Here is a 21,960-nt window from a genome sequence, read left to right on the forward strand (position 1 = left end):
AGACGGTTAAGATCGCCTGGACCGGCTTGGTTAAGACTGGGGTTAAGACTGGGGTTAAGACTTGTTCGCCAGTTTCGCGAGCTGCTCCTGCATCGCTTCCATCTGGCGCTTCAGGTCGGCCAAGGAGTCGTCGCCCGCCGGCGCGGCGGCCGGGGTCGGCGCGGGCTCGGCCGGGGCGGCGCCGGCGTCCTCGGGGCGCACATAGGCGAACGGCGAGAACATCTTCATGGCCCGGTCGAACAGGGCCATGTTCTGACGGATCTGCTCTTCGTAGACGCCCATGCCCGGGATCTTGCCGGGGGTGAGGCCGGCGAACTGGCCGCGCATGCGTTCCTGCTGCTTGGTGAAGCTCTCCAGCGACATTTCCAGGTACGACGGCAGGAAGGCCTGCATCGAGTTGCCGTAGAAGCCGATCAGCTGGCGCAGGAACTGGATGGGCAGCAGGTTCTGACCGCCGCCGCGGTTCTCTTCCTCGAAGATGATCTGGGTCAGGACCGAGCGGGTGATGTCGTCATTGGACTTGGCGTCATAGACCACGAAGTCGACGCCTTCCTTCACCATGTCCGACAGGTGTTCGAGGGTCACGTAGGACGACGAGGCCGTGTTGTAGAGGCGACGGTTGGCGTATTTCTTGATGATTACGCGCTGTCCGGCCGCCTTCTCGGCGCCGGCGGACTTTTCGCCTTGTTCAGGGTTCTCGGACATTTCGTTCCCTAGGGTAGCGGTTCGGTCCGCTTCTCGCACCGCACTATCGCTAATGCAAAGGCATGGCGCCAGTGGTCTGATGACTTGGAGCTGTCGCCAAGGCGTGAAAATGTGCCCGTGACGAACGCCGTCGCGGTGTGCATGTTGGATGCTGCATCGCAAAAGCACGGGCGCCGCAACCGCGAAGGCGTCACGTCAGAACGTCACGGGAGCTTTCCATGAGCGACATCGTCATCGTCTCCGCCGCCCGCACCCCGGTCGGCTCGTTCAACGGGGCGCTGTCCAGCCTGCCCGCCTCCGACCTCGGCAAGATCGCCATCGAGGCCGCGGTCTCGCGCGCCGGCATCACGCCGGCCGATGTCGACGAGGTGATCCTGGGTCAGGTGCTGCAGGCCGCCGCCGGCCAGGGTCCGGCCCGCCAGGCCTCGGTCAAGGCCGGCGTGCCGGTCGAGAGCCCGGCCTGGAGCCTGAACCAGCTGTGCGGCTCGGGCCTGCGCGCGGTGGCCCTGGGCGCCCAGCAGATCGCCGACGGCTCGGCCAGGATCGTCGTCGCCGGCGGCCAGGAGAGCATGAGCCAGGCCCCGCACGCCCAGAACCTGCGCGGCGGCCAGAAGATGGGCGACCTGCAGTTCGTCGACACCATGATCAAGGACGGCCTGTGGGACGCCTTCCACGGCTACCACATGGGCCAGACGGCCGAGAACATCGCCAGCCGCTGGCAGATCACCCGCGAAGACCAGGACAAGTTCGCCGTCGCCTCGCAGAACAAGGCCGAGGCGGCCCAGAAGGGCGGCAAGTTCGACGACGAGATCGTCCCGGTCACCATCAAGGGCCGCAAGGGCGACACCATCGTCGACAAGGACGAGTTCATCCGCCACGGCGCGACGCTGGAAAGCGTCCAGGGCCTGAAGCCCGTCTTCAACAAGGAAGGCTCGGTCACCGCCGCCAACGCCTCGGGCCTCAATGACGGCGCCGCCGCCCTGGTGCTGATGAGCGCCGAGGAAGCCGAGAAGCGCGGTCTGAAGCCCCTGGCGCGCATCGCCTCGTGGGCCAATGCCGGCGTCGATCCCGCGATCATGGGCACCGGCCCGATCCCGGCCTCGAGGAAGGCGCTGGAAAAGGCCGGCTGGTCGGTTTCGGACCTCGACCTGGTCGAGAGCAACGAGGCCTTCGCCGCCCAGTCGCTGTGCGTGGTCCGCGAGCTGGGCCTCGACCCGGCCAAGGTCAATGTCAACGGCGGCGCCATCGCCATCGGCCACCCGATCGGCGCGTCGGGCGCTCGGATCCTGACCACCCTGGTGCACGAGCTGAAGCGCTCGGGCGGCAAGAAGGGTCTGGCCACCCTGTGCGTCGGCGGCGGCATGGGCGTCGCCATGTGCGTCGAGGCGCTCTGAGAAGAAGAGATCGGCTGAAACAAAAACGTCTCGCAACCTTAACCGTGGCCGCGCGCTTCAGCTCTTGCTGGCGCGTGCGGATCACGTGAACCATAAGAAAAATCGCGATCGGGAGAGATCAGATGACGAGAGTTGCGTTCGTGACCGGCGGCACCCGCGGTATCGGTCGGGCCATCTGTGAACGGCTGATCGCCGACGGCCACAAGGTGGCGGCGGGCTACTCCGGCAACGAAGAAGCGGCCGCGGCCTGCGCCAAGGACCTGGGCGTGATGGTGGTGAAGGGCAATGTCGGCTCGTTCGACGACTGCGCCGCCGCCGTCAAGAAGGTCGAGGCCGAGCTGGGCCCCATCGACATCCTGGTCAATAACGCCGGCATCACCCGTGACGGCATGCTGCACAAGATGACCTACGAGCAGTGGTCGGAAGTGATCCGGGTCAACATGGACTCGGCCTTCAACATGACCCGCCCGGTGATCGAGGGCATGCGCGAGCGCAACTGGGGCCGGATCGTCAACATCAGCTCGATCAACGGCCAAAAGGGCCAGATGGGCCAGACCAACTATTCGGCCGCCAAGGCCGGCCTGATCGGTTTCACCAAGGCCCTGGCGCTCGAGAACGCCAAGAAGGGCGTGACGGTCAATGTGATCTGCCCCGGCTATATCGACACCGAGATGGTGGCGGCGGTGCCGGAGAACGTGCTGGCCCAGATCATCGCCGGCATCCCGGTGGGCCGCCTTGGCAAGGGCGAGGAGATCGCCGACATGGTCTCGTTCCTCTCGGGCGAGCGGGCCGGTTTCGTGACCGGCGCGACGCTCAGCCTGAACGGCGGCCAGTACATGGCCTGACCCCTGGGTCCATTGGGCCAAAGGACCTTCCCCGAAGCCTGGACTTGACGGCCACTGTTGCTGTTTGGCCTCATGCGCGTGGCTTCGGGGTTTGGACGTTAACACGTCCAAGATTCGCCCCAGTCGGCGGGCAGTACGGATCGCATGAAATTCTGTAAGGCGGAGCTAGGTGATTGGGGGGCGCGAACGTCCCTGACGATCGTAGCTCTGATGCTCATGGCGGCGTCCGCGAACGCCCAGCAGCCGCACTCGCTGCGGGACGCCCTGCTCGGCCACAAGGGCCCGGCGGAGGCCCGCAGACTCACAGCCCCGCCCGTGGCGCGTTACGTCTCCGAAGCCGGCGGCGGCTTCATCTTCGACCAGGCCGCGCCGCGTCCGCTGATGAAGTTCGACAACAGCGCCGAGGTCTGGGTGCTGTCGGCCCAGGCCGCCTCGCGCGGCGACGTCATCTACCGCAACGACCTGGGCGAGCCCGTGCTGCGGGTGACCAAGCTGGGCGGCGTGATCCTGTTCACCGACGACGCCCCGATGGGAGCGGCCGCGGCGCTGTCGGGCCGGGCCACGTCGATCCAGCCGCCGTCGATCCTGTCGTTCAGCGTCTTCGTCCAGCGGGTCCGCATCGCCACCGCCCGCGCCAGCCGCGCGGCCCAGCGCGACATCGAGTTCTCGACCGTCGAGGATGTGCGCCCGGAGACCTCGGTCCTGGCCGCCGATTCCGCCACCGTCGTCGCCGAGGCCTTCGAGCGCATGGCCCGCAAGGGCGACCGCTCGGTGATCTCGCGCATCGTCCGGGTGCTGCTGGCCGAGGGGCACAAGCCCGCCGCCTCGCTGAAGGATGGCTCCCTAACCATCACCTATTCACCCACACAGGGCGTTGCCGGACGGCCGTCCTCCAAGCGCATCATCAAGGTGATCAACCGCTGATCAACCGCTTACGGGAATGGCTTTGCAAATCTTGCAAGCGTAACCATAAGCGCTCAATCGCCGTTTACCGAGGTCGGATAGCGGTGTTCGCTGTCTCGGCCTCCTGGCGCCGCGCACCGCGTACAACCGCGCGTAATGCGACGCCAGCGAGGCTTTTCGCGCGTACGCAAGGTTCTATTGTCTCCTCATGGATAGCCCCGATATCGCCGAGGCGCCCGAACGTGGCCGCCTGAAGATGGCTGACATCGCCCGCATGGCGGGGGTGTCGATCTCGACGGTGTCGCGCGCCCTGGCCGGCAATCCGCTGATTCCCAAGACCCTGCGCGACCAGATCGTCGAGATCGCCCAGACCCACGGCTATGTGGTCAACCAGTCGGCCCGGTCCCTGCGCCTGCGCAAGACAGACACCATCGGGGTCATCATCCCCCTGGCCCACGAGGCCGGGCAGCTGATCTCGGACCCGTTCTTCCTGGAGATGCTGGGCCGCCTGGCCGACGAGATCACCCGCCGCGACTATGCGGTGCTGCTGAACAAGGTGATCGTCACGGAGGCCGGCTGGCTGGACCGGATCATCCAGTCGCACCGCGCCGACGGCCTGGTGCTGATCGGCCAGAGCACCCAGCACGACGCCCTCAACGCCGTCGCCGACAACTACAAGCCCATGGTGGTCTGGGGCGCCCAGCTGCCGGGCCAGCGTTATTGCGCGGTGGGCAGCGACAATGTCGAGGGCGGTCGCCTGGCCGTCGCTCACCTGGCGGCCGCCGGTCGCGAGCGCATCGCCTTTTTCGGCGCCGCGGACGCGCCCGAGGCGGCTCTACGGTTCGAAGGCTACAAGAAAGGCCTGGCCGAGGCGGGGCTGCCGTTCGATCCGGCCCTGGTCGCGCCCACGCCCTATACGATGGAAGAAGCCCAGGAGGCGGCGAGCGCCTTCCTGGCGTCCGGTGTTCCGTTCGACGGCGTCTTCGCCTTCTCGGACGTCATCGCCCTGGCGGTGATCGGTGCGCTGCACCAGGCCGGCAGGACGACGCCCGGAGACGTGGCGGTGGTCGGCTTCGACGACATCGTCCTGGCCCGCCACAGCAATCCGCCCCTGACCACCGTGCGCCAGGACCTGGCGTTCGGCGCGCGGGCGATGGTCGACCTGTTGTTCCGCCGCATGGCTGGCGAGGACGCGGCGGGGGTCCTGGCGCCGGTCGAGTTGGTGGTGCGCGGCAGCAGCGTCTAGGCGCGGTTCCCCGCGGCGTTGAAGGCTAGGGCGCCAGCCAGGGCCAACGCCATGCCCGTCGCCAGGACGAAGCCGGCGCGTGGCCCGCCGAACGCGTCGCTGGCGGCGCCGATCGCCAGCGGCGACAAAACGGCCGACAAGCAGGTCACGAACAGGATGAAGCCCGCCGCCGCCCCGTGCCGTTCAGTCGGAAAGCCGCTGATCGCCCGCGAATTCAGGGTCGGATAAAGCACCGACATGAAGAGGCCCGACAGCGGCAAAAGGGTCGCCGCGGCCTGGCGCCCGCCGGCCAGGGCGCCCGCGAAACAGGCCAGCACCGCCGCGCCGCAGACGGCCAGGGTCCGCGCCCAGCCCAGGCGCTCCAGCGTCCAGGCGCCGGCGAAGCGGCCCACGGCGCGCAGCACGAAGAAGGTCGACAGCGCCCAGGCGCCGGGCAGCAGGGTCGCCGCGCCGTCGGCCGCCAGCAGAGCGGGCATCCACACATAGACGGCCGTCTCGACGCCGACATACAGGAAGATGCAGGCCCCGTGGCCCAGGGCGCGCCGGTCGCGGGCGATCGCCAGGGTCGCGATCATGCCGGCGCGTTCGGGCGAGGTCGCTGGCCGGGCGGCGGGGAAGCGGACGACCAGCGCCAAGAGCAGCAGGCCCAGGGTCAGGGTTCCGGCCAGGCCGTACAGGGCGGTCCAGGGCAGGCCCGCCGCCAGCAGCCGCGCCACGATCGGCGGGCCGGCGATGGCGCCGAGGGCGAAGAAACCCTCGACGATGTTCATTTCCCGGATGTGGTCGGCCGGGGAGCGGGCCAGGTCGCCGATCAGGGCGATCGCGCCGGTCTTGAAGACGCCGATGGCCAGGCCGCTGGCGAACAGCAGGACCAGCAGCGGCGCCAGGGCGCGGTTGAAGGCGATCAGGACCGAAGCCGCGGCGAACAGGGCCAGGCCGACAAGCACGGTCGCGCGGTGTCCGCGCCGGTCGGCCATGCCGCCCAGGAACAGGCCGGCCAAGGCGACGCCGGCCATGGTGGCGTACTGCAGGCCGCCGGCCTGGGTCAGGTTCAGACCGTGGGCCCTGGCGACCTCCGGGATCAGCACGCCCACGACATTGGTCGTCATGGCCGTGACCAGGAACATCAGCCAGGCAAGGCCTCGCAGGGCGCGGTCGGCGGCGGGCACGAGGGGCCTTAGGCCGCCTCGACGCCGATCGTCTTCAGTTCCTTGAGGAAACGGGTGAGGCTGATGTGCGAACGCTTCAAGCCTTGCACGACCTCGGGGCGGGCCAGGGCCGAGGCGGGTACGATGAAGCCTTCTCGGCCGACGCGTTGGGCCATGCCCTTTTCCAGCATCTCGACGAAGCGGCGGCGCACGGTCTCATAGGGCAGGCCCAGGGAGTCGGCGACCTGGCGCACGGTCAGCGGACGACGCTCGTGGTCGGGCGGAATGTCCTCGACATCGCCATAGACCCCGCCCCGGATGTGCGAGCAATTGCCGGCCCACAGGGTGGTGAAAACGAGCGCGTACAGCAGGTCAGACCCGTGGACTTCATTGGCGATTTCGACCCAGCGCAGGATGTAATCCGTCGCGTAGCGGGTGGCTGCGCGAGCGTTCATGTACTCTTCGGACATTGGTTACTTGGTTCCCCTGGGTCGGCGCTATAGCGCGACCAGAAAAGGATTGCATGGCTCACAGAACGACGCCATGCGACCAAGTTACCCACTATGGGGACCCCGTTTGGGGACCCGCGACAGGTTGACGCGGGGACGGAGGGAGACGGGAGCCGGCGGCTGCTCACCCCTTCGACGGGCTCCAGTCGGGGGCGGCCATCTCGAAACCCTCGAAGCGGAATCCCGGCGCGACCGTGCAACCGACCAAGGTCCAGGCGCCCAGGCTGACGGCGGTCTGCCACCAGTCCTTCGGCACGACCACCTGAGGGCGGCAACCCGCCCGCAGATCGGGACCCAGCACGGAGGCCGTGACGCCCTTGCCGTCGGGCGGCGACAGGCTGATCGAGATCGGCGCGCCGGCGTACCAGTGCCACGTCTCGACCGCGTCGACGCGGTGCCAGACCGACACCTGCTCGGCCTCCAGCAGGAAATAGATGCAGGTCGAGGCCGGGCGGCCATCGGGGCCGGGCTCGTCCTGGAAAGTCCGCCGGTACCAGCCGCCCTCGGGATGCGGCGCCAGGTCCAGCATCCGGATGATTTCCTTGGCGCCCAGGTCGCCCGAAATGGCTTTGTCGGTCACGCTGGCGCTCATCCCTTGAAGCTGTCCTTGGCGGCCCGGATCTCGGCGAAGGCCTGGGCTGGCGTCGCGGCGTCGGGCCGCAGCAGGGGCGCGCGCAGGAACGGATTGGTGGCCTTCTCGGCCCTGATCGTGGTTGGCACCGTCGGCTCGCCGCGTTCGCGGGCGGCGAAGATCTGGTCGGTTCGCGCCTTCAGGGCCGGGTCGTCGTCGACCGACAGGGCGAAGCGAGCGTTCGAGGCCGTATATTCGTGGGCGCAGTAGACGGTGGTGTCGTCGGGCAGGTCGGCCACGCGGCTCAGCGACTCCCACATCTGCTCGGGCGTGCCCTCGAACAGGCGGCCGCAGCCCAGGGCGAACAGGGTGTCGCCGACGAAGGCGACGCCGTCCGCCGTGTCGTGATAGGTGATGTGGCCCAGGGTGTGGCCGCCGCTGTCGATGACGTCGAACCTGGTCTCCCCCAGCGCGATCGTGTCGCCGCCGCTCAAGGTCCGATCCAGCGGCGCGATGCGGGTCACCTCGGCGGGGCCGGCGATGGTCGCGCCGGTGGCCGCCTTCAGCGCCGCGTTGCCGCCGGCGTGGTCCGGGTGCCAGTGGGTGTTGAGGATCAGGTCCAGGCTCCAGCCCAGCTTGTCCAGCTCGGTCAGGATCGCCTGGGCGTCGGGCGTGTCGATCGTCGCGACCTTCCCGCTCGCCTCGTCGCGGATCAGGAAGCCGTAGTTGTCGGACAGGCACGGGAACTGGTGGACGGTCAGGGTCATCGGCTTGCTCTATCGTCGCGACGCGCGCGCGAATACAAGGATGGCCTCGCCGCGAGCGCGATCCGCGAAAGTGTGAAGCGGTTTCGCGATGAGATCGCGCTCCATCTAAAGGATCAAGCCTTTCCGGTGGAAAGGCTTGAGGAGACTCAATGCGCCGCGACGTGCTGGACTTGAGAGCCTTCTACGCTTCCCCCCTGGGGCGGGCGGCGCGGACCATGCTGACCCGCAAGGTCGAGGAGGCTTGGGGCGACACGCGCGGGCTGGACGTCCTGGGCGTCGGCTACGCCACCCCGTTCCTGGACGCGGCCCGCGGCAATGCTCGCCGGGTCGTGGCCGCCATGCCGGCCCAGCAGGGCGTCGAGGTCTGGCCGCACGGCGGCCGCAACCAGGCCTGTCTGGTCGAAGAGACGGCCTTGCCTCTGCCCAACGCCATGTTCGATCGTGTCCTGGCCGTCCACGCCCTGGAGGAGGCCGACGATCCTGCCGCCTTGCTGGCCGAGATCGGCCGGGTCATGGCCCCGACGGGACGGCTGATCGTGGCGGCTTCGTCGCGCGACGGCGTCTGGACCGGGGCCGAGACCACGCCCTTTGGCCACGGTCGCCCCTATAGCCGCGGCCAGCTGGAGAGCCTGATTCGCGAGGCGGGCCTGGAGCCGGCCGGTTGGACCCGCGCCCTCTATGTCCCGCCGTTCGGGGCCACGGCCGCCTGGGCCGAGGGTTTCGAGCAGGTGGGCGCGCGCCTCTGGCCGCGCTTCGCCGGCGTGATCCTGATGGAAGCGATCAAGCAGACCTTCGCGGTCAAGCCGCGTGGGCATCGCGCTCGGGCCCGGGTCTTCGCGCCGGGCGTTCTGCTGCCCAGTCCGGCGGGGCCGACACCCGCGCGGCATACCGAGGGGCGACCCGTTCCCGCTCAAAAGGCGCCTGTTCATAAGGCGCCGAGCGGTCGGGAAGTCTGATCTTACTTGGAGCGAAGCGCCGGGACGCCTAGCTTGGAGTCGTAACAACCGTTCGCTCCCCGGGAACACCGCCATGAAGATGATCGTCGCCGTGATTAAGCCGAGCCGCCTCGACGCGGTGCTCGAAGCGGTCACCGAGGCGGGAGCGTCGGGCCTGACCGTGACCGAAGTGCGTGGCTACGGTCGCCAAAAGGGCAAGACCGAGGTCTATCGCGGCGCCGAGTACGAGGTGAAACTGCTGCCCAAGGTCAAGCTGGAGATCGCCGTGCCGACCGATGTGCTCGAGCCCGTCATCGAGGCCCTGCAGCGCACCGCCAACACCGGCAAGATCGGCGACGGCAAGGTCTTCGTCATGGACCTGGAACAGGCCCTGCGCATCCGCACCGGCGAACGCGACGCCGCCGCGATCGCCGGCTAGAGCCCTTTCCGACCTGATCGAACGATCAGTCGGACAAAAAGGGCTCTAAATCAAAAACCTGGAGCATTTTTGTCGATCCGCTCGGATCGGAAAATGCTCTAGCGCTCCAGCTCCCGCAGGTCCCGGCCGCGCGTCTCGGCCCCAAACCGCGCCGTCAGCAGCGCCGCCACGGCCAGGGGCGCGATGATGATCAGGGCCGCGACCTTCAGCGCCGGCGCCGCGCCCAGGATGCCCAGCAGCTGAGCGATCAGACCGCCCGACTTGCTGCAGGCCGCGACCCAGCCGGTCGCCCGGCCGCGCATCCGCAATGGATAGCTCTCGGCCGCATAGGGTAACAGGATGGCCAAGAGGCCGTTCGTGCCGATGATCATCAGGGCCACGGGCAGGATCGGGCTGGCGCCGTTCTCGACCGCCAGCACGCCCGCAACGCCGATGGCGCTGACCACCATGGTCGCGACCAGCGACCACTTGGTGCTCCAGCGACTGTACAGGAACGCGCAGACGAACACGGTCGGGAAGGCGATCAGGGCCGACTTGGACAGCAGCTGGCTCGACACGCCCATGCTGTAGCCCTTGGCCACCAGCTCGGCCGGCAGCCATAGCAACAGGCCGAAGTTCACCAGGCCCCAGGCGACCGCGGCGATGCTCAAGGCGGCCGTCATGCCGGCGAAGCGGCGCTCGACCGGCGGGGCGGTCAGGACGTGGTGGTGGTCGGCCGCCTCGACCGGCGTCTCGTCGCGCTCGCGCACGACCGAACCGAAGCGTTTCATGATCGCGTGGGCCGCGTCGATCCGGCCGATGGTCATCAGGAACTTGGCCGACTCGGGGATCGCGCCCGACAGGGCGATCAGGATCAGCCCCGTGGGCAGGTTCAGGAACCACATGATCCGCCAGCCGAACTCGGGCTGCAGCAGGGCCGACAGGCCGGATGAAGCGAGATAGCCGCCCACCGCGCCCAGGCCGCCCACCAGGACCAGGCTCCAGCCCCGGTGCTTGGACGGCATGGTCTCGGCCAACAGGGCGTAGACCACGGGCAGCAGGCCGCCGGCGGCCGCGCCCATCATGAAACACATGCCGACGTTCCACCAGAAATCGGGCATGGCCCCACAGATCGAGGTCCCGACGAACATCACCGCCGACAGCAGGATCGAGGCGCGGCGACCGAAGATGTCGGCCAGGATTCCCCAGATGATCGAGCCGGCCACCGTGCCGGTCAGGGCCGCGAACGGCAGCCAGGCGACCATGGCCTTGGAGACCCCGTACTCCTCGATCATGCCGGGCACGACGAAGCCCAGGCTGGCCGGCTTCATGATGTCGATGATCAGAGCCACGACCAGGGTCGTCATCAGGCCCCAGTGGGCCCGCGACAGCGGCGCGTCCTCGGGCGGGGTGACGTCGACGGTGTGGTGGTCGCCCCCATCGGCGATCCTGGGATCGTGACCGCGACGCGGCAGCAGGCCCCAGCCGGCCAGGGCGCAGCCGGGCGGGATGATCAGCATGCCGATCGTCATGCCGAGGTCCATCGGCATGCCGGCCAGCTGATAGCCGATGTCCGCGCCCATCAGGTACATCGGGATGTGCAGGACGACGCCCGCCGTGACCACCAGGCAGCCCAACCAGAAGGCCCAGAGTCGTTGTCGATCCGACAGGACGTGCGGGGCCTTGAGCGGATCGATCGTGGTCATGGCGTTTGAGCTCTGATTGTTGGGGACGCGATCCCTAAGCGGAGCCATAACACGGGTCCGCGCGTTGTCGAATTCCATGGCTTCCGGGGTGACATGAGTCCCAGCTCTTCCCTTTTTCAACCGGGATACAACTGCTGGCGGGTCGAGCCCGCCGATCGTGTGGCCCTGTTCATCGACAACGACGAGGCGTTCGACTCGCTGAAGCCGTTGATCCTGTCGGCCAAGAAGTCGATCTGGATCCTGGCCTGGGTGTTCGATCCGCTGACCCGGCTCGATCCCGATCGCGTGCGAAGGAGCCGCGATCCCAGCCACGCCGACCGCATCGGCCTGATCCTGCGGCGGCAGGCGGCGCTGAATCCGGCCCTGGACGTGCGGGTGCTGACCTGGGACATGCCCTTCCCGATCGCCGCCTCGCAGCTGTTCGGTCCGCATCGGGGCGCGGCCTTCTTCGCCGGCTCGCGCGTGAAGTACCGCCTGGACGCCACCTTGCCGGCCAGCGCCTGTCATCACCAGAAGGCGGTGATCATCGACGGAGTCACGGCGCTGATCAGCGGCGGCGACATCGGCGTCGACCGCTGGGACGACACCCGGCATCTGGACAACAATCCCCTGCGCCGCCTGCCGACCGGCCGCCACTATCCGGCCCGCCACGAGGTCTCGATGCTGGTCGACGGCCGGGCGGGCGAGGCGATGGCCGACCTGTTCATGGACCGCTGGAAAGCCTCGGGCGGCGATCATGTCGAGCGTCCCGCGCGTCCGGACGAGACGCCCTGGCCCGAGCGCCTGTTGCCGGATCTGCGCCGCATGCCGATCGCCGTGGCCCGCACCTCGGCGGCCTGGCAGGGGCGGCCCGAGGTCGTCGAGTGCATGCTGCTGCACCTGGCGGCCATCCGTCGAGCCAAGCGGCTGATCTATCTGGAGAACCAGTACCTGACCTCGCCGATCATCGTCGAAGCCCTGGCCGAGCGCCTGGCCGAGCCCGACGGCCCCGAGGTGGTGACGATCGGCCCGGCCCGCAGTCCCAGCTATTTCGACCAGATGACCATGGACAGCGCCCGCACGGCGGCGATCAATCGCCTGCGCGAGGTCGACATCCACAAACGCTTCTCGGCCTTCTCGGCGCATACGCCCAAGGGCGCGCCGATCATCGTCCACTCCAAGGTGGCGATCATGGACGACTGGCTCTTAAGGATCGGCAGCGCCAACCTCAACAACCGCTCGATCGGCCTGGACAGCGAGTGCGACCTGGCCTTCGAGGCCAACTCGGAGCTGGAGCGCGAGACGGTGCGCGGCTTCCTCGGCCGGCTGGTCGGCCACTTCATCGACCGCGACACCGGCGACGTGCTGGAAGCGATCGAACGCGAAGGCGGGCTGGGGGCGGCCATCAACGCCCTGGATGTCCGAGGCGGTCCGCCGCGCCGGCTGCGGCCCGTGCCGACGCGTCATCTCTCGGGCGTGCAGCAATTCATCGCCGATTGGAGCCTGGGCGACGCCATAGCGCCCGACGACGCCTGGCGCCCTTGGGGACGCCGCAAGCGCCTCAAGCGCGACATCGCCCGGCTTACCGCGCCGCCGCCGAAGCCTCCGGAGCGCCTTCAGTCGTGATCTCCAGCTCGACAACCAGCGGCAGGTGATCGGAGGCCACGCGCGCCATCGGGGTGAACGGCGAGCTGACGCCGCGCGTCTCCAGGCCCTTGGTCAGGAACACGTGGTCGATGCGCATGAACGGGAAGCTGGACGGGAAGGTCGCCGTGGCCGGACGGGGCCAGCTGGGCGTCGGGGCCTGAGCGTCGCGCAAGGCCGTCCGCAGCATCCGGTAGGTCGCCGAATAGGGCGTGGCGTTGAAATCGCCCAGCACGACGCCAGGCGCCAGCCACTGGTCCGCGCCCATCCAGTCGGGACCCAGCAGGGCGGCGGCCTGGCGCTTCTGTTCCTGGGGCACGAGGCCCAGGTGAGTGTTGATGATCTGGACCTTGGTCCCGTCGACATCGACCTCGACCCAAAGCGCGCCGCGCGGCTCGAGCCCTGGCACCCGGCGATACAGCGGCAGGCCCTTGGCCTTGATCCGGCGCTCTGGCAGGGCGGTCAGGATGGCGTCGCCGTAGAGTTCTTCTTCCACGGTCATGGCCGGGTGGAAGTGGAAGCTCATCTTCAGCAGTTCGGCGAGTCGGTGGGCCTGGTCGACGCCCTTGGTGCGCGCCCGCAGGACGTCCAGCTCCTGCAAGGCCACCACATCCGGCCGTTCAGCCGCGATCACCTCCGCCACACGCTCGACATCGAGCTTGCGGTCCGTGCCCACGCATCGGTGGACGTTGTAGGTCATGAGACGAAGTGTCTTCATCCGTCGAAGAGATCGCCCGAGCCGGGCAGAGGTTCCCGGATTGGCGCCGCGCCGTTGCGGCTGAGCATGAAGAGGCAGGTCTCGGTCCGCCAGTTCTCGAGCGCGCTGGCGGGGTTCATCGGCCGCGCCGGGCCTAGGCCCGCGAAGGCCGCGCTGGCGTCGACGCGCAGGTTCAGATCGTCCGTCAGGGCCATGAAATCGGCCAGCGTGCAGAGGTGGATGTTCGGCGTCGACCACCAGGGCATCGGCAGGGCCTTGGTCTCGGGCATGCGGCCCCGGCTGAGCAGCGACCAACGCACTCGCCAGTGGCCGAAGTTCGGGAACGAGACGATGGCCCGGTCGGCGATGCGCAACAGCTCGTCCAGCACGTGGCGCGGATTGCGCGTCGCCTGCAGGGTCTGGGACAGCACCGCGTAGTCGAAGCTGCGATCGGGGAAGTGATCCAGGTCCTGGTCGGCGTCGCCCTGCACCACCGACAGGCCGCGCGCCATGCAGGCGGCCACGCCGCTGGCGCTGATCTCCAGCCCCCGGCCATCGACCTGCTTCTCGCGGGACAGCAGATCCAGCAGCGCGCCCTCGCCGCAGCCGACGTCCAGCACGCGCGAGCTGGGGCGCACCAGGCGCAGGATCTCGCGGAAGTCCTCGCGCGCTCTTCTCTCGGAATTTAGGGTCAAGTCAGCCCCCGGTCGCGTTCGGCCGAGCTTAGGAAACCCGCTAGGGCCGCGTCCATCACCGGTTCGTCCAGCAGGAAGGCGTCGTGGCCCTTGTCGCTTTCGATCTCGGCGAAGGCGGCGCGTGCTCCCGCGGCGGTCAGGGCGCGCACCAGGTGGCGGCTCTCGGCGGTGGGATACAGCCAGTCGCTGGTGAAGCTGAGCACGCAGAAGCGCACGTCACGCGCCCGGGTGAAGGCCTTGGCCAGCACCCCGCCATGGCCGGCGGCGATGTCGAAATAGTCGGTGGCGCGGGTGATGTAGAGATAGCTGTTGGCGTCGAAGCGGTCGACGAAGCTGGCGCCCTGGTGGCGCAGATAACTCTCGACCTGGAAATCGGCGTCGAAGCCCCAGGACAGGCCGTCGCGCTTCAGCTCGCGGCCGAACTTCCGCTGCAGGGCCGGTTCGGAGAGATAGGTGATGTGAGCGGCCATCCGCGCCACGGCCAGGCCCTTGCCGGGCTGCGCGCCATGATCGGCATAGGCGCCGCCGCGCCAGTCGGGATCGGCCATGATCGCCTGGCGGCCCACCTCGTGGAAGGCGATGTTCTGGGCCGAGTGGCGCGAGGCCGAGGCCAGCACGACGACGCTGAACACCCGCTCGGGATAGTCCACCGCCCACTGCTGGGCCTGCATGCCGCCCATCGAGCCGCCGATGACGGCGAACAGCGTCTCGACCCCCAGGGCCTTCACCAGCATGGCCTGGGCGCGGACCATGTCGGCGATGGTGATGACCGGGAAGGTCAGGCCGTAGGGCTTGCCGGTGGCGGGGTTGGTCGAGGCCGGACCGGTCGAGCCCATGCAGCCGCCGATCACGTTCGAGCAGATGACGAAGTGGCGCGCCGGATCCAGCGGCTTGCCGGGGCCGATCAGTCGGGTCCACCAGCCGGGCTTGCCCGTCACCGGATGCGGCGAGGCGACGTACTGGTCGCCCGTCAGGGCGTGACAGATCAGGACCGCGTTGGACTTGTCGGCGTTCAAGTGGCCGTAGGTCTGGTAGCCGATTTCAAGGCCTTCCAGCACCGCTCCCGAATCGAGCCGCAGGGGCTCGTTGGCGGGAAAACGCCAGGTTCCCCCGTCGGCGGGCGTGACCAGATCGAGCGCAGCCATGTCGCCTTGGAGCGCTATGCGAAGAAGGTGTCAACCGCGCGCTTCCTGCCGAGGCGACGGACGGCTATGGAGGACTCATGGAGCGACTGATCCTGATGCGCCACGGCAAGGCCGAGCGGCACGCCCAGAGCGGCGGCGACTTCGAGCGCGCCCTGGCGCCCAGCGGTCGCGAGGACGCGGCCCGGATGGGCGAAGTGCTGGCGGGCCTGGGTCTGGCGCCCGAGCTGCTGCTGGTCTCTTCGGCCCGCCGCACGCGCGAGACCGCCGAGCAGGTCGCGGCCAGCTTTCCCAAGGCCAAGCCCGAGCATCTGCGCGACCTCTATCACGCCGATCCGGAAGAGATCGTCCAGGCGCTGGAGGATCATGGCGACGCGGTCGGGACCGTCATGGTCGTGGGCCATAACCCCGGCATGCACGAACTGGCCTTGCGCCTGGCCTTGACGGGCGGCGCCTCGCCGATCCAGACCAACAAGCTGCGCGGCCGCTTCCCGACCTCGACCGTCGTGGTGTTTGGTTGGGGCGGCGGTGGTCCGCCGGTCCTCGAACACCTGCTCTTCGTGAGCGAGAACGGCGGAGCCGGCGGCGAATGACCCTGATCTACAAGATCCTCTCCCGCGCCGAGTGGGACGCCGCCAAGGCCGCCGGCCAGTTCGAGGGCTCGGCCGTCGATCACCAGGACGGCTACATCCACCTCTCCGCCGCCGATCAGGCCCAGGAGACCGCCGCCAAGTATTTCAAGGACCAGCAAGGCCTGGTCCTGCTGGGCGTCGAGGCCGAGGGCCTGGGCGCGGACCTCAAGTGGGAGGCCTCGCGCGGCGGGGCGCTGTTCCCGCATCTCTACCGCCCGCTGCTGGCGAGCGAAGTGCTCAGCGAAACCGATCTTCACCTGGACGCCGATGGCGTGCCTAAGCTGGGCGACCATCTCGCATGAGCCTTCACGACATCGCCGCCCGCGCGCTGCGCGCCTTCGATCCGGAGGACGCGCATGGCTGGGCGATCCGAGGCCTGAAGTGGGGTCTGGGTCCGCGCGAGGTTGGTCCGGACGATCCGATCCTGGCCGTGACCTTGGCGGGCCTCGAGCTGCCCAACTGCGTGGGCCTGGCCGCCGGCTTCGACAAGAACGCCGAGGTTCCGGACGCCATGCTGGCCGCCGGTTTCGGCTTCGTGGAGGCGGGCACCGTCACGCCCCTGGCCCAGGCCGGCAATCCGCGCCCGCGCCTGTTCCGCTTGACCGAGGACCGGGCGGTGATCAACCGCATGGGCTTCAACAACGAAGGCCTCGAACCGTTCGCCCGCCGCCTGTCGGCTCGCAAGGTTAAGCGGGGCGTTGTCGGCGCCAATATCGGGGCCAACAAGGATGCTGGCGACCGCATCCAGGACTACGTCACCGGCCTGACCCGCCTGTGGGGCCTGTCGGACTACTTCACGGCCAATATCTCCTCGCCCAACACGCCGGGCCTGCGCGCCTTGCAGACCAAGGCGGCGCTGGAAGACCTGCTGGGCCGGATTTCCGAGACCCGCGAGGCCCTGAAGGTCGCTTCGCGCGCCGACTATCCGATCTTCCTGAAGGTCGCGCCCGACCTGGAGGACGGCGAGGTCGAGGCCATCGTCGAGGCCGTGATCGGCGCGGGCCTGGACGCCATCATCGTCAGCAACACCACCGTCGCGCGCCCGGACAGCCTGAAGTCGGCCCATGCCGGCGAGAGCGGCGGTCTTTCCGGCGCGCCGCTGCTGACGGCCTCGACACAGGTGGTCAAGCGCTTTCACGCCGCCGCCGGCGGGCGCGTGGCCCTGATCGGGGCCGGCGGCGTCGCCAGCGGCGGCGACGCCTATGCCAAGATTCGGGCCGGCGCGAAGGCGGTGCAGCTCTATTCGGCCCTGGTCTATGGCGGCCCGGGCCTGGTCTCGCGCATCAAGCGCGACTTGGCCGCTCGCCTGCGCGCCGACGGCTTCACGGCGGTCGAGGACGCGGTCGGCGCGCCATGACGCGCCCCATGGCACGCGAGCGGGCGGTGACGATTCTGCGCCGCTATGGGCCGCTCGCGGTCATCGTGATCCTGTTCGTGGTCGCCTTCGCCAGCGGCGTGGCCGGCCATCTGTCGTTGGAGGAGCTGCGGGCGCGCGGCGCGGGCTTGCAGGCCTTCGCGCGCGAACGGCCGCTGACAAGCGTGGCCATCTACCTGGCGGTCTATGTTGGCTCGGTGGCCGTCTCCCTGCCGGGCGCCCTGATCCTCTCCCTGACCGGCGGCTTCCTGTTCGGGCCGATCGGTGGCGGCTTCGCGGCGGTGATCGGCGCCAGCGGCGGCTCGACGGTCACCTATCTGGTCTTCCGCACCGCCTTCGGCGACGCCTTGCGCCGCAAGCCCGGCGCGTTCCTGACGCGGGTCGAGGAGGGCTTCAAGGGCGACGCCTTCAACTACCTGCTGACCCTGCGCCTGATCCCAGCCTTTCCGCTGCTGGTCGTGAATGTCGCGGCTGGCCTGATGAACATTCGTATCCGCACCTTCGTCCCGGCCTCGGTGCTGGGCATGATCCCGAGTTCATTCGTTTATGCGGGCATCGGCGCGGGACTTGGTCATATCTTCGCGCGTGGCGGGCCCGTAACGACCGAGACCCTCTTGTCGCCACGGATCTATCTTCCAATCATCGGCATGGGCGTTCTGGCCTTTCTGCCGCCGTTGTGGCGCCATTGGCGCAAAGGGCGCGGAGCCGCGCCGTCGCCAAAGCCCTTGGACGAGAAGTAGCCGCCCCGGATGGTCGAAACGGTCCCGCCGTCGGAGACTAAGCCCGCCCCGCCCCGGAAACGCTTTCCGTGGCCCGGCGGCCTGTCGGCGCGCCTACTGCTGTTCACCGCCATCGTCGTGGCCTTCGGCGGCCTTCTGATCGTCCCTCCGACCCTGGCGGCCTACGAGGAACAGTGGCTGCTGGACCGCGTGCGGGCCGGCGAGCTGGCCTCGACCATCGCCGAGTCCGATCCGGAGTTGCGGGTCAGCGACGCGGTCGCCAACCAGATGTTCGACCAGGCCGGGGCGGTCACCGTCGCCGTCCAGGCCGAGGGCGCGCGGCGCCTGGTGCTGCCGCCCAAGGAGCCGTTCAAGACGCCCTATCTGGTCGATCTGCGCCGCCAGAACCCGGGCTCGTGGCTGGCCGCGCCGTTCTTCACCCTGACCAGCCCCAAGGGCAGCATGGTCCGGGTGATGGCCGAGCCGCGCTTCCGCAAGGCCGAGTTCGTCGAGGTGGTGGTGCCTGACGCGCCGCTTAAGGCGGCGCTGGTCGAGTATTTTTGGCGCCTGGCGGGGGTCACGGTCTTCGTCGCCGCGCTGGCGGGCCTGTTCGTCTACGCCTTCCTGAACGTTTTCCTGGTCCGGCCGATGCAAAGGATCACCCGGGCCATGGAGGCCTTCCGCGGCGATCCCGACGACCCGGCCGCCCGCATCACCGTTTCCAAGCGTCGCGACGAGATCGGCCGCGCCGAGGCCGAGCTGGACCGCATGCAGGCCGACCTGCTGGCCGCCCTGGCCTCCAAGGCGCGTCTGGCGGCCCTGGGCGAGGCCGTGGCCAAGATCAATCATGACCTCCGCAACATGCTGACCAGCGCCCAGATGGCCTCCGACCGCCTGGCCGCCCTGGGCGACCCCAAGGTGGCCCAGGCGTTGCCCCGTCTAGAAAGGGCCTTGGACCGCGCCATCACCCTGGCCTCCGACGTGATGGCCTATGGCAAGTCCAAGGAGCCCGAGCCGGTGACGCGGACCATTCCGCTGCGCCCGGCCCTGGACATGGCCGCCGAGGACGCCGGCCTCACCGCTCAGGGCGTGGGCCTGGAGACCGTGGTCGACGCCCGCGAGCAGGTGCTGGCCGACCCGGACCAACTGCATCGGATCCTGACCAACCTGTTCCGCAACGCCCGCGAGGCCATCGAGGGCGCGCCGGATCGCGGCGGCAAGGGCAAGGTCTTCGTCGAACTGCGCCGCGCCGAGGGCATGAGCATCCTGCGGCTGTCGGACGATGGCCCCGGCGTGCCCGAGCGGGCCCGCGCCAACCTGTTTCAGCCGTTCGTCGGCTCCGTTCGTCGCGGCGGCACGGGCCTGGGTCTGGCCATCGCCCGCGAGCTGGCGCAGGGTCATCATGGCGACCTGGCGCTGGTGGAGACCGGCCCCGGCGGCTCGGTGTTCGACCTGACCCTGGCCGGTGTTCCCGACCCGCTGCCGGAGACGCCGTCGGAACCTGGCGACCGGGCGGACGCGGCCGCCTCGTAGGAGGAAGTCAGATGACCACGACCTGGACCATCGCCGTGAAGCTCGGCGCCTCGCCCGACCTCGCGCCGATCCACGAGATCACCGTCGAGGCGCCCGACGCCCCGACCGCGCTCCGTCGTGTCGCGGGGTTGATCGCCGTGCAGGAGGCGTCCGACGCCGAACTGCTGCTGGACGGCCAGGAAGAGGTCTTCTCCCGCGCCGAGGTCGAGGCGGGCCTGGAGCCCTGATCGAACGATCAGGGCTTCCTCTTGCAAGACGCCAGAGCGCCAATGCGCTCTGGCGAGCACCAGGCCCGCGCCTGATCCCCTAGAGGCCCTTGGCCACGCCCTCGCGGCGAGGATCCGCGCCGCCCTCCAGCACGCCGCCCGGACGCACGATCACCCCGTGCAGGCCCGAGGTCTCCAGCTGGCCGACCTTGATGTTGACGCCGCGCGCATTGAGCGCCGCCAGCATCTCCGGCCCGAACAGGTCGGCGTCGCCCGAGAAGGTCTCGCCGCGCGCGACGACGTTGGGCAGCGACACGGCCTGCTGCATGTTCAGGTTCCAGTAGAACAGTCCAACCAGCGCCTTCAGATTATAGGACAGGATGGCGTTGCCGCCGGGCGAACCCAGGGCGGCGACCAGCTTGCCCTTCTTGTCCAGCACGATCAGCGGAGCCATCGACGAGCGGGGGCGCTTGCCTGGCGCGATGGCGTTGGCGGCGGGCGCGCCGTCCTTCTCCTTCGGAGAGAACGAGAAGTCGGTCAGCTGGTTGTTCAGGAAGAAGCCGCCGACCATCCGGCCGTTGCCGAAGATGCTCTCGACCGTGGTGGTCATCGAGACGACGTTTCCGGCGGTGTCGACCACGACGAGGTGGGTGGTGCCGCCCGGCTCCTTGGTCATGTCGACGCCGACCTTCGGCGCGCCCTTGGGGTGGCCGAACGGCGGGGCGGCCCCGGCCGTGTCGGTGATCAGCTTGGCGCGCTCGGCGACGTATTTGGGATCCAGCAGGCCCGCGACCGGCACGGTCACGAACGCGGGATCGCCGACATAACGATCGCGGTCGGCGTACATGACCCGCTCGGCCTGCGCCAGCTGGGTCCAGGCGACCGGGTCGGTCGGACCGCGCTTGCCGATGTCGGTGTGCTCCAGCATCCGCAGCGCCTGGATGATCGCCAGGCCCGAGGACTGCGGATTGGGGACGCAGACGGTGTAGACTCGCCACGGCCGGCACAGGGCGGGCGCCGAGCGCGGCTTGTAGCTCTTGAGATCTTCCAGGGTGATGCTGCTCGGCAGGTCGCCCTCGTGCAGGCGGTCGACGATCGCCTGGGCGATCGGGCCCTTGAGCAGGGCCGCCGGCCCCTCGGCGGCGATCTTGCGGACCGTCTCGGCATAGGCGGGGTTCTTCAGGACGTCGCCGGCCTGGTAGCGGACCCCGTCCGGCTTGGTGAAATACTTCGCCGCGTCCGGTTGCGAGGCCTGCGGCGCGCGGCTGACGATCATGCCGGCCAGGCGCGGGCTGACCACGAAGCCATCGTCGGCCAGTTTTTCGGCGTCCTTGAACAAGGTGTTCCAGGCGGCCTTGCCGTGTTCCTTCTGGGCCTGGGCCAGCATGGCCACCGCGCCCGGCACGCCCGACGAGCGACCCGACAGGACCGCCTTGACGAAGGGCAGGGGCTTGCCGTCCGGGCCCATGAACATGTCGGGGGTGGCGCCAGCGGGCGCTTTCTCGCGGCCGTCATAGGCCGTCACCTCGCCGGTCTTGGCGTCATAGAAGACCAGGAACGCGCCGCCGCCCAGGCCCGAGCTCTGCGGCTCGACCAGGCCCAGCACCGCCTGGATCGCCACGGCCGCGTCCACGGCCGAGCCGCCGTCGCGCAGCACCCGCAGGCCAGCCTCGACCGCCAACGGATTGGCGGCGGCCACCATGCCCTTGGCCGTCGTCGAGGTGGAAACCGGCTTGGGCGTCGGCATGCCCAGCGGGATCGACTCGGCGCGGGCCGCGAGAGGCGTCAGGGTCAGGGAGAGGGCGGAGGAAAGAGCGAGCAGGGTTGCGAGACGACGCATACGGATCCTCGGGCAGACGTGGAGGACGGCCTGCCCGCCGTCCCGGATGCGTTCCATGGACACCAATCGCGCGGCGCTGTCACGCCCAGATCCTCTGGCGCCGGCCTTAATCGCGGGCTGTGAACCCAAGCCGCACAAGGCTTTGGCGCTGACCGAACACAGGTGCGCCAAACTTTTCGACATTATCCGCGAAACCGGGCTTGCGTTCCCGAAACGGACGGGCTACTTCCCCCGCCTCGCCGAAAGGCAATGCGCGCCCGTAGCTCAGCTGGATAGAGCATCAGACTACGAATCTGAGGGTCGGACGTTCGAATCGTTCCGGGCGCGCCATTTTCTCCCCTTGTAATCATT

The 21,960-nt window shown here is 68.9% G+C and carries 23 protein-coding genes and 1 tRNA gene; 14 read left to right on the forward strand and 10 right to left on the reverse strand.

Going from position 1 to position 21,960, the window contains the following annotated elements; all coding sequences use genetic code 11:
- Positions 1-54 precede the first annotated feature (54 nt).
- On the reverse strand, positions 55-705 hold the full coding sequence (gene phaR / locus ACW173_RS09210; protein WP_492084774.1) for a polyhydroxyalkanoate synthesis repressor PhaR: 651 nt from the start codon (positions 703-705) through the stop codon (positions 55-57).
- 218 nt (positions 706-923) lie between these two features.
- On the opposite strand from phaR, the gene ACW173_RS09215 reads away from it, so the two are divergent.
- From ACW173_RS09215 to ACW173_RS09230, 4 genes are all read left to right on the forward strand, one after another.
- Positions 924-2,099: an acetyl-CoA C-acetyltransferase gene (locus ACW173_RS09215; RefSeq protein ID WP_492084776.1), complete on the forward strand. Its 1,176-nt coding sequence runs from the start codon at positions 924-926 to the stop codon at positions 2,097-2,099.
- 122 nt (positions 2,100-2,221) lie between these two features.
- Positions 2,222-2,944 (forward strand): beta-ketoacyl-ACP reductase, encoded by a 723-nt coding sequence (locus ACW173_RS09220; protein ID WP_492084778.1) that lies wholly within the window; start codon positions 2,222-2,224, stop codon positions 2,942-2,944.
- A gap of 144 nt (positions 2,945-3,088) precedes the next feature.
- Positions 3,089-3,868: a DUF4908 domain-containing protein gene (locus ACW173_RS09225; RefSeq protein WP_492084780.1), complete on the forward strand. Its 780-nt coding sequence runs from the start codon at positions 3,089-3,091 to the stop codon at positions 3,866-3,868.
- Positions 3,869-4,103: 235 nt separating this feature from the next.
- A complete protein-coding gene (locus ACW173_RS09230) occupies positions 4,104-5,093 on the forward strand; it encodes a LacI family DNA-binding transcriptional regulator (RefSeq protein WP_492085961.1) in 990 nt (329 codons plus the stop codon).
- Here the strand turns inward: ACW173_RS09230 and ACW173_RS09235 are convergent.
- The 4 genes from ACW173_RS09235 to gloB form a co-directional block, all read right to left on the reverse strand.
- Positions 5,090-6,262, reverse strand: coding sequence for an MFS transporter (locus ACW173_RS09235; protein ID WP_492084782.1), 1,173 nt, complete (start codon positions 6,260-6,262; stop codon positions 5,090-5,092). The two genes, ACW173_RS09230 and ACW173_RS09235, sit on opposite strands and share 4 nt — an antisense overlap.
- Positions 6,263-6,270: 8 nt before the next feature.
- A complete protein-coding gene (locus tag ACW173_RS09240) occupies positions 6,271-6,711 on the reverse strand; it encodes a hypothetical protein (protein ID WP_492084784.1) in 441 nt (146 codons plus the stop codon).
- 163 nt (positions 6,712-6,874) lie between these two features.
- The gene (locus ACW173_RS09245) at positions 6,875-7,342 is read right to left on the reverse strand and encodes a cupin domain-containing protein (protein ID WP_492084786.1); all 468 of its coding nucleotides are present in this window, start codon (positions 7,340-7,342) and stop codon (positions 6,875-6,877) included.
- Positions 7,339-8,088 (reverse strand): hydroxyacylglutathione hydrolase, encoded by a 750-nt coding sequence (gloB, locus tag ACW173_RS09250; RefSeq protein WP_492084788.1) that lies wholly within the window; start codon positions 8,086-8,088, stop codon positions 7,339-7,341. Before gloB ends, ACW173_RS09245 begins: the two co-directional genes overlap by 4 nt.
- 149 nt (positions 8,089-8,237) lie before the next feature.
- Between gloB and ACW173_RS09255 the strand changes: the two genes are divergently transcribed.
- Both ACW173_RS09255 and ACW173_RS09260 read left to right on the forward strand, forming a co-directional pair.
- A complete protein-coding gene (locus ACW173_RS09255) occupies positions 8,238-9,044 on the forward strand; it encodes a class I SAM-dependent methyltransferase (protein ID WP_492084790.1) in 807 nt (268 codons plus the stop codon).
- A 73-nt stretch (positions 9,045-9,117) separates the two neighbouring features.
- Complete coding sequence (locus tag ACW173_RS09260) at positions 9,118-9,462, forward strand: P-II family nitrogen regulator (RefSeq protein ID WP_010918409.1); 345 nt, start codon at positions 9,118-9,120, stop codon at positions 9,460-9,462.
- 98 nt (positions 9,463-9,560) lie between these two features.
- On the opposite strand, the gene ACW173_RS09265 is transcribed toward ACW173_RS09260, so the two are convergent.
- On the reverse strand, positions 9,561-11,147 hold the full coding sequence (locus ACW173_RS09265; RefSeq protein ID WP_492084792.1) for an MFS transporter: 1,587 nt from the start codon (positions 11,145-11,147) through the stop codon (positions 9,561-9,563).
- Between the two features lie 93 nt (positions 11,148-11,240).
- On the opposite strand from ACW173_RS09265, the gene ACW173_RS09270 reads away from it, so the two are divergent.
- A complete protein-coding gene (locus tag ACW173_RS09270; protein WP_492084793.1) occupies positions 11,241-12,752 on the forward strand; it encodes a phospholipase D-like domain-containing protein in 1,512 nt (503 codons plus the stop codon).
- Here ACW173_RS09270 and ACW173_RS09275 read toward each other — a convergent pair.
- From ACW173_RS09275 to metX, 3 genes are read right to left on the reverse strand one after another with little or no spacing between them, the layout of a single operon-like run.
- Positions 12,709-13,488 (reverse strand): endonuclease/exonuclease/phosphatase family protein, encoded by a 780-nt coding sequence (locus ACW173_RS09275; protein WP_492084794.1) that lies wholly within the window; start codon positions 13,486-13,488, stop codon positions 12,709-12,711. The two genes, ACW173_RS09270 and ACW173_RS09275, sit on opposite strands and share 44 nt — an antisense overlap.
- Positions 13,485-14,162: a methionine biosynthesis protein MetW gene (metW, locus tag ACW173_RS09280; RefSeq protein WP_492084796.1), complete on the reverse strand. Its 678-nt coding sequence runs from the start codon at positions 14,160-14,162 to the stop codon at positions 13,485-13,487. The genes ACW173_RS09275 and metW overlap by 4 nt, the downstream gene beginning before the upstream one ends.
- Positions 14,159-15,307, reverse strand: a complete 1,149-nt coding sequence (metX, locus tag ACW173_RS09285) for a homoserine O-acetyltransferase MetX (protein WP_492084798.1) — start codon at positions 15,305-15,307, stop codon at positions 14,159-14,161. The genes metW and metX overlap by 4 nt, the downstream gene beginning before the upstream one ends.
- A gap of 77 nt (positions 15,308-15,384) precedes the next feature.
- Between metX and ACW173_RS09290 the strand changes: the two genes are divergently transcribed.
- Genes ACW173_RS09290 through ACW173_RS09315 form a run of 6 tightly spaced genes read left to right on the forward strand, consistent with a single transcriptional unit; the run spans position 15,385 to position 19,790 of the window.
- On the forward strand, positions 15,385-15,897 hold the full coding sequence (locus ACW173_RS09290; RefSeq protein WP_492084800.1) for a SixA phosphatase family protein: 513 nt from the start codon (positions 15,385-15,387) through the stop codon (positions 15,895-15,897).
- Complete coding sequence (locus ACW173_RS09295; protein ID WP_492084802.1) at positions 15,894-16,238, forward strand: DUF952 domain-containing protein; 345 nt, start codon at positions 15,894-15,896, stop codon at positions 16,236-16,238. The genes ACW173_RS09290 and ACW173_RS09295 overlap by 4 nt, the downstream gene beginning before the upstream one ends.
- On the forward strand, positions 16,235-17,293 hold the full coding sequence (locus ACW173_RS09300; protein WP_492084804.1) for a quinone-dependent dihydroorotate dehydrogenase: 1,059 nt from the start codon (positions 16,235-16,237) through the stop codon (positions 17,291-17,293). The genes ACW173_RS09295 and ACW173_RS09300 overlap by 4 nt, the downstream gene beginning before the upstream one ends.
- 8 nt (positions 17,294-17,301) lie before the next feature.
- Positions 17,302-18,051, forward strand: a complete 750-nt coding sequence (locus tag ACW173_RS09305; RefSeq protein ID WP_492085963.1) for a TVP38/TMEM64 family protein — start codon at positions 17,302-17,304, stop codon at positions 18,049-18,051.
- 9 nt (positions 18,052-18,060) lie between these two features.
- On the forward strand, positions 18,061-19,563 hold the full coding sequence (locus ACW173_RS09310; protein ID WP_492084805.1) for a sensor histidine kinase: 1,503 nt from the start codon (positions 18,061-18,063) through the stop codon (positions 19,561-19,563).
- A gap of 11 nt (positions 19,564-19,574) precedes the next feature.
- Positions 19,575-19,790, forward strand: a complete 216-nt coding sequence (locus tag ACW173_RS09315) for a hypothetical protein (RefSeq protein ID WP_492084807.1) — start codon at positions 19,575-19,577, stop codon at positions 19,788-19,790.
- Between the two features lie 79 nt (positions 19,791-19,869).
- Here ACW173_RS09315 and ggt read toward each other — a convergent pair whose 3' ends face one another.
- The gene (gene ggt, locus ACW173_RS09320) at positions 19,870-21,609 is read right to left on the reverse strand and encodes a gamma-glutamyltransferase (protein WP_492084808.1); all 1,740 of its coding nucleotides are present in this window, start codon (positions 21,607-21,609) and stop codon (positions 19,870-19,872) included.
- Positions 21,610-21,862: 253 nt separating this feature from the next.
- On the opposite strand from ggt, the gene ACW173_RS09325 reads away from it, so the two are divergent.
- A tRNA-Arg gene (locus ACW173_RS09325) sits at positions 21,863-21,939 on the forward strand.
- The last annotated feature ends 21 nt before the right edge of the window (positions 21,940-21,960 follow it).

This window comes from Caulobacter sp. ALps2, assembly GCF_058681635.1.

Coding starts and splice junctions, on each gene's coding strand:
- phaR (WP_492084774.1), bottom strand. CDS start 705: ATGTCCGAGAACCCTGAACAAGGCGAAAAGTCCGCCGGCGCCGAGAAG.
- ACW173_RS09215 (WP_492084776.1), top strand. CDS start 924: ATGAGCGACATCGTCATCGTCTCCGCCGCCCGCACCCCGGTCGGCTCG.
- ACW173_RS09220 (WP_492084778.1), top strand. CDS start 2,222: ATGACGAGAGTTGCGTTCGTGACCGGCGGCACCCGCGGTATCGGTCGG.
- ACW173_RS09225 (WP_492084780.1), top strand. CDS start 3,089: ATGAAATTCTGTAAGGCGGAGCTAGGTGATTGGGGGGCGCGAACGTCC.
- ACW173_RS09230 (WP_492085961.1), top strand. CDS start 4,104: ATGGCTGACATCGCCCGCATGGCGGGGGTGTCGATCTCGACGGTGTCG.
- ACW173_RS09240 (WP_492084784.1), bottom strand. CDS start 6,711: ATGTCCGAAGAGTACATGAACGCTCGCGCAGCCACCCGCTACGCGACG.
- ACW173_RS09245 (WP_492084786.1), bottom strand. CDS start 7,342: ATGAGCGCCAGCGTGACCGACAAAGCCATTTCGGGCGACCTGGGCGCC.
- gloB (WP_492084788.1), bottom strand. CDS start 8,088: ATGACCCTGACCGTCCACCAGTTCCCGTGCCTGTCCGACAACTACGGC.
- ACW173_RS09255 (WP_492084790.1), top strand. CDS start 8,238: ATGCGCCGCGACGTGCTGGACTTGAGAGCCTTCTACGCTTCCCCCCTG.
- ACW173_RS09260 (WP_010918409.1), top strand. CDS start 9,118: ATGAAGATGATCGTCGCCGTGATTAAGCCGAGCCGCCTCGACGCGGTG.
- ACW173_RS09265 (WP_492084792.1), bottom strand. CDS start 11,147: ATGACCACGATCGATCCGCTCAAGGCCCCGCACGTCCTGTCGGATCGA.
- ACW173_RS09270 (WP_492084793.1), top strand. CDS start 11,241: ATGAGTCCCAGCTCTTCCCTTTTTCAACCGGGATACAACTGCTGGCGG.
- ACW173_RS09275 (WP_492084794.1), bottom strand. CDS start 13,488: ATGAAGACACTTCGTCTCATGACCTACAACGTCCACCGATGCGTGGGC.
- metX (WP_492084798.1), bottom strand. CDS start 15,307: ATGGCTGCGCTCGATCTGGTCACGCCCGCCGACGGGGGAACCTGGCGT.
- ACW173_RS09290 (WP_492084800.1), top strand. CDS start 15,385: ATGGAGCGACTGATCCTGATGCGCCACGGCAAGGCCGAGCGGCACGCC.
- ACW173_RS09295 (WP_492084802.1), top strand. CDS start 15,894: ATGACCCTGATCTACAAGATCCTCTCCCGCGCCGAGTGGGACGCCGCC.
- ACW173_RS09300 (WP_492084804.1), top strand. CDS start 16,235: ATGAGCCTTCACGACATCGCCGCCCGCGCGCTGCGCGCCTTCGATCCG.
- ACW173_RS09305 (WP_492085963.1), top strand. CDS start 17,302: ATGGCACGCGAGCGGGCGGTGACGATTCTGCGCCGCTATGGGCCGCTC.
- ACW173_RS09310 (WP_492084805.1), top strand. CDS start 18,061: ATGGTCGAAACGGTCCCGCCGTCGGAGACTAAGCCCGCCCCGCCCCGG.
- ACW173_RS09315 (WP_492084807.1), top strand. CDS start 19,575: ATGACCACGACCTGGACCATCGCCGTGAAGCTCGGCGCCTCGCCCGAC.
- ggt (WP_492084808.1), bottom strand. CDS start 21,609: ATGCGTCGTCTCGCAACCCTGCTCGCTCTTTCCTCCGCCCTCTCCCTG.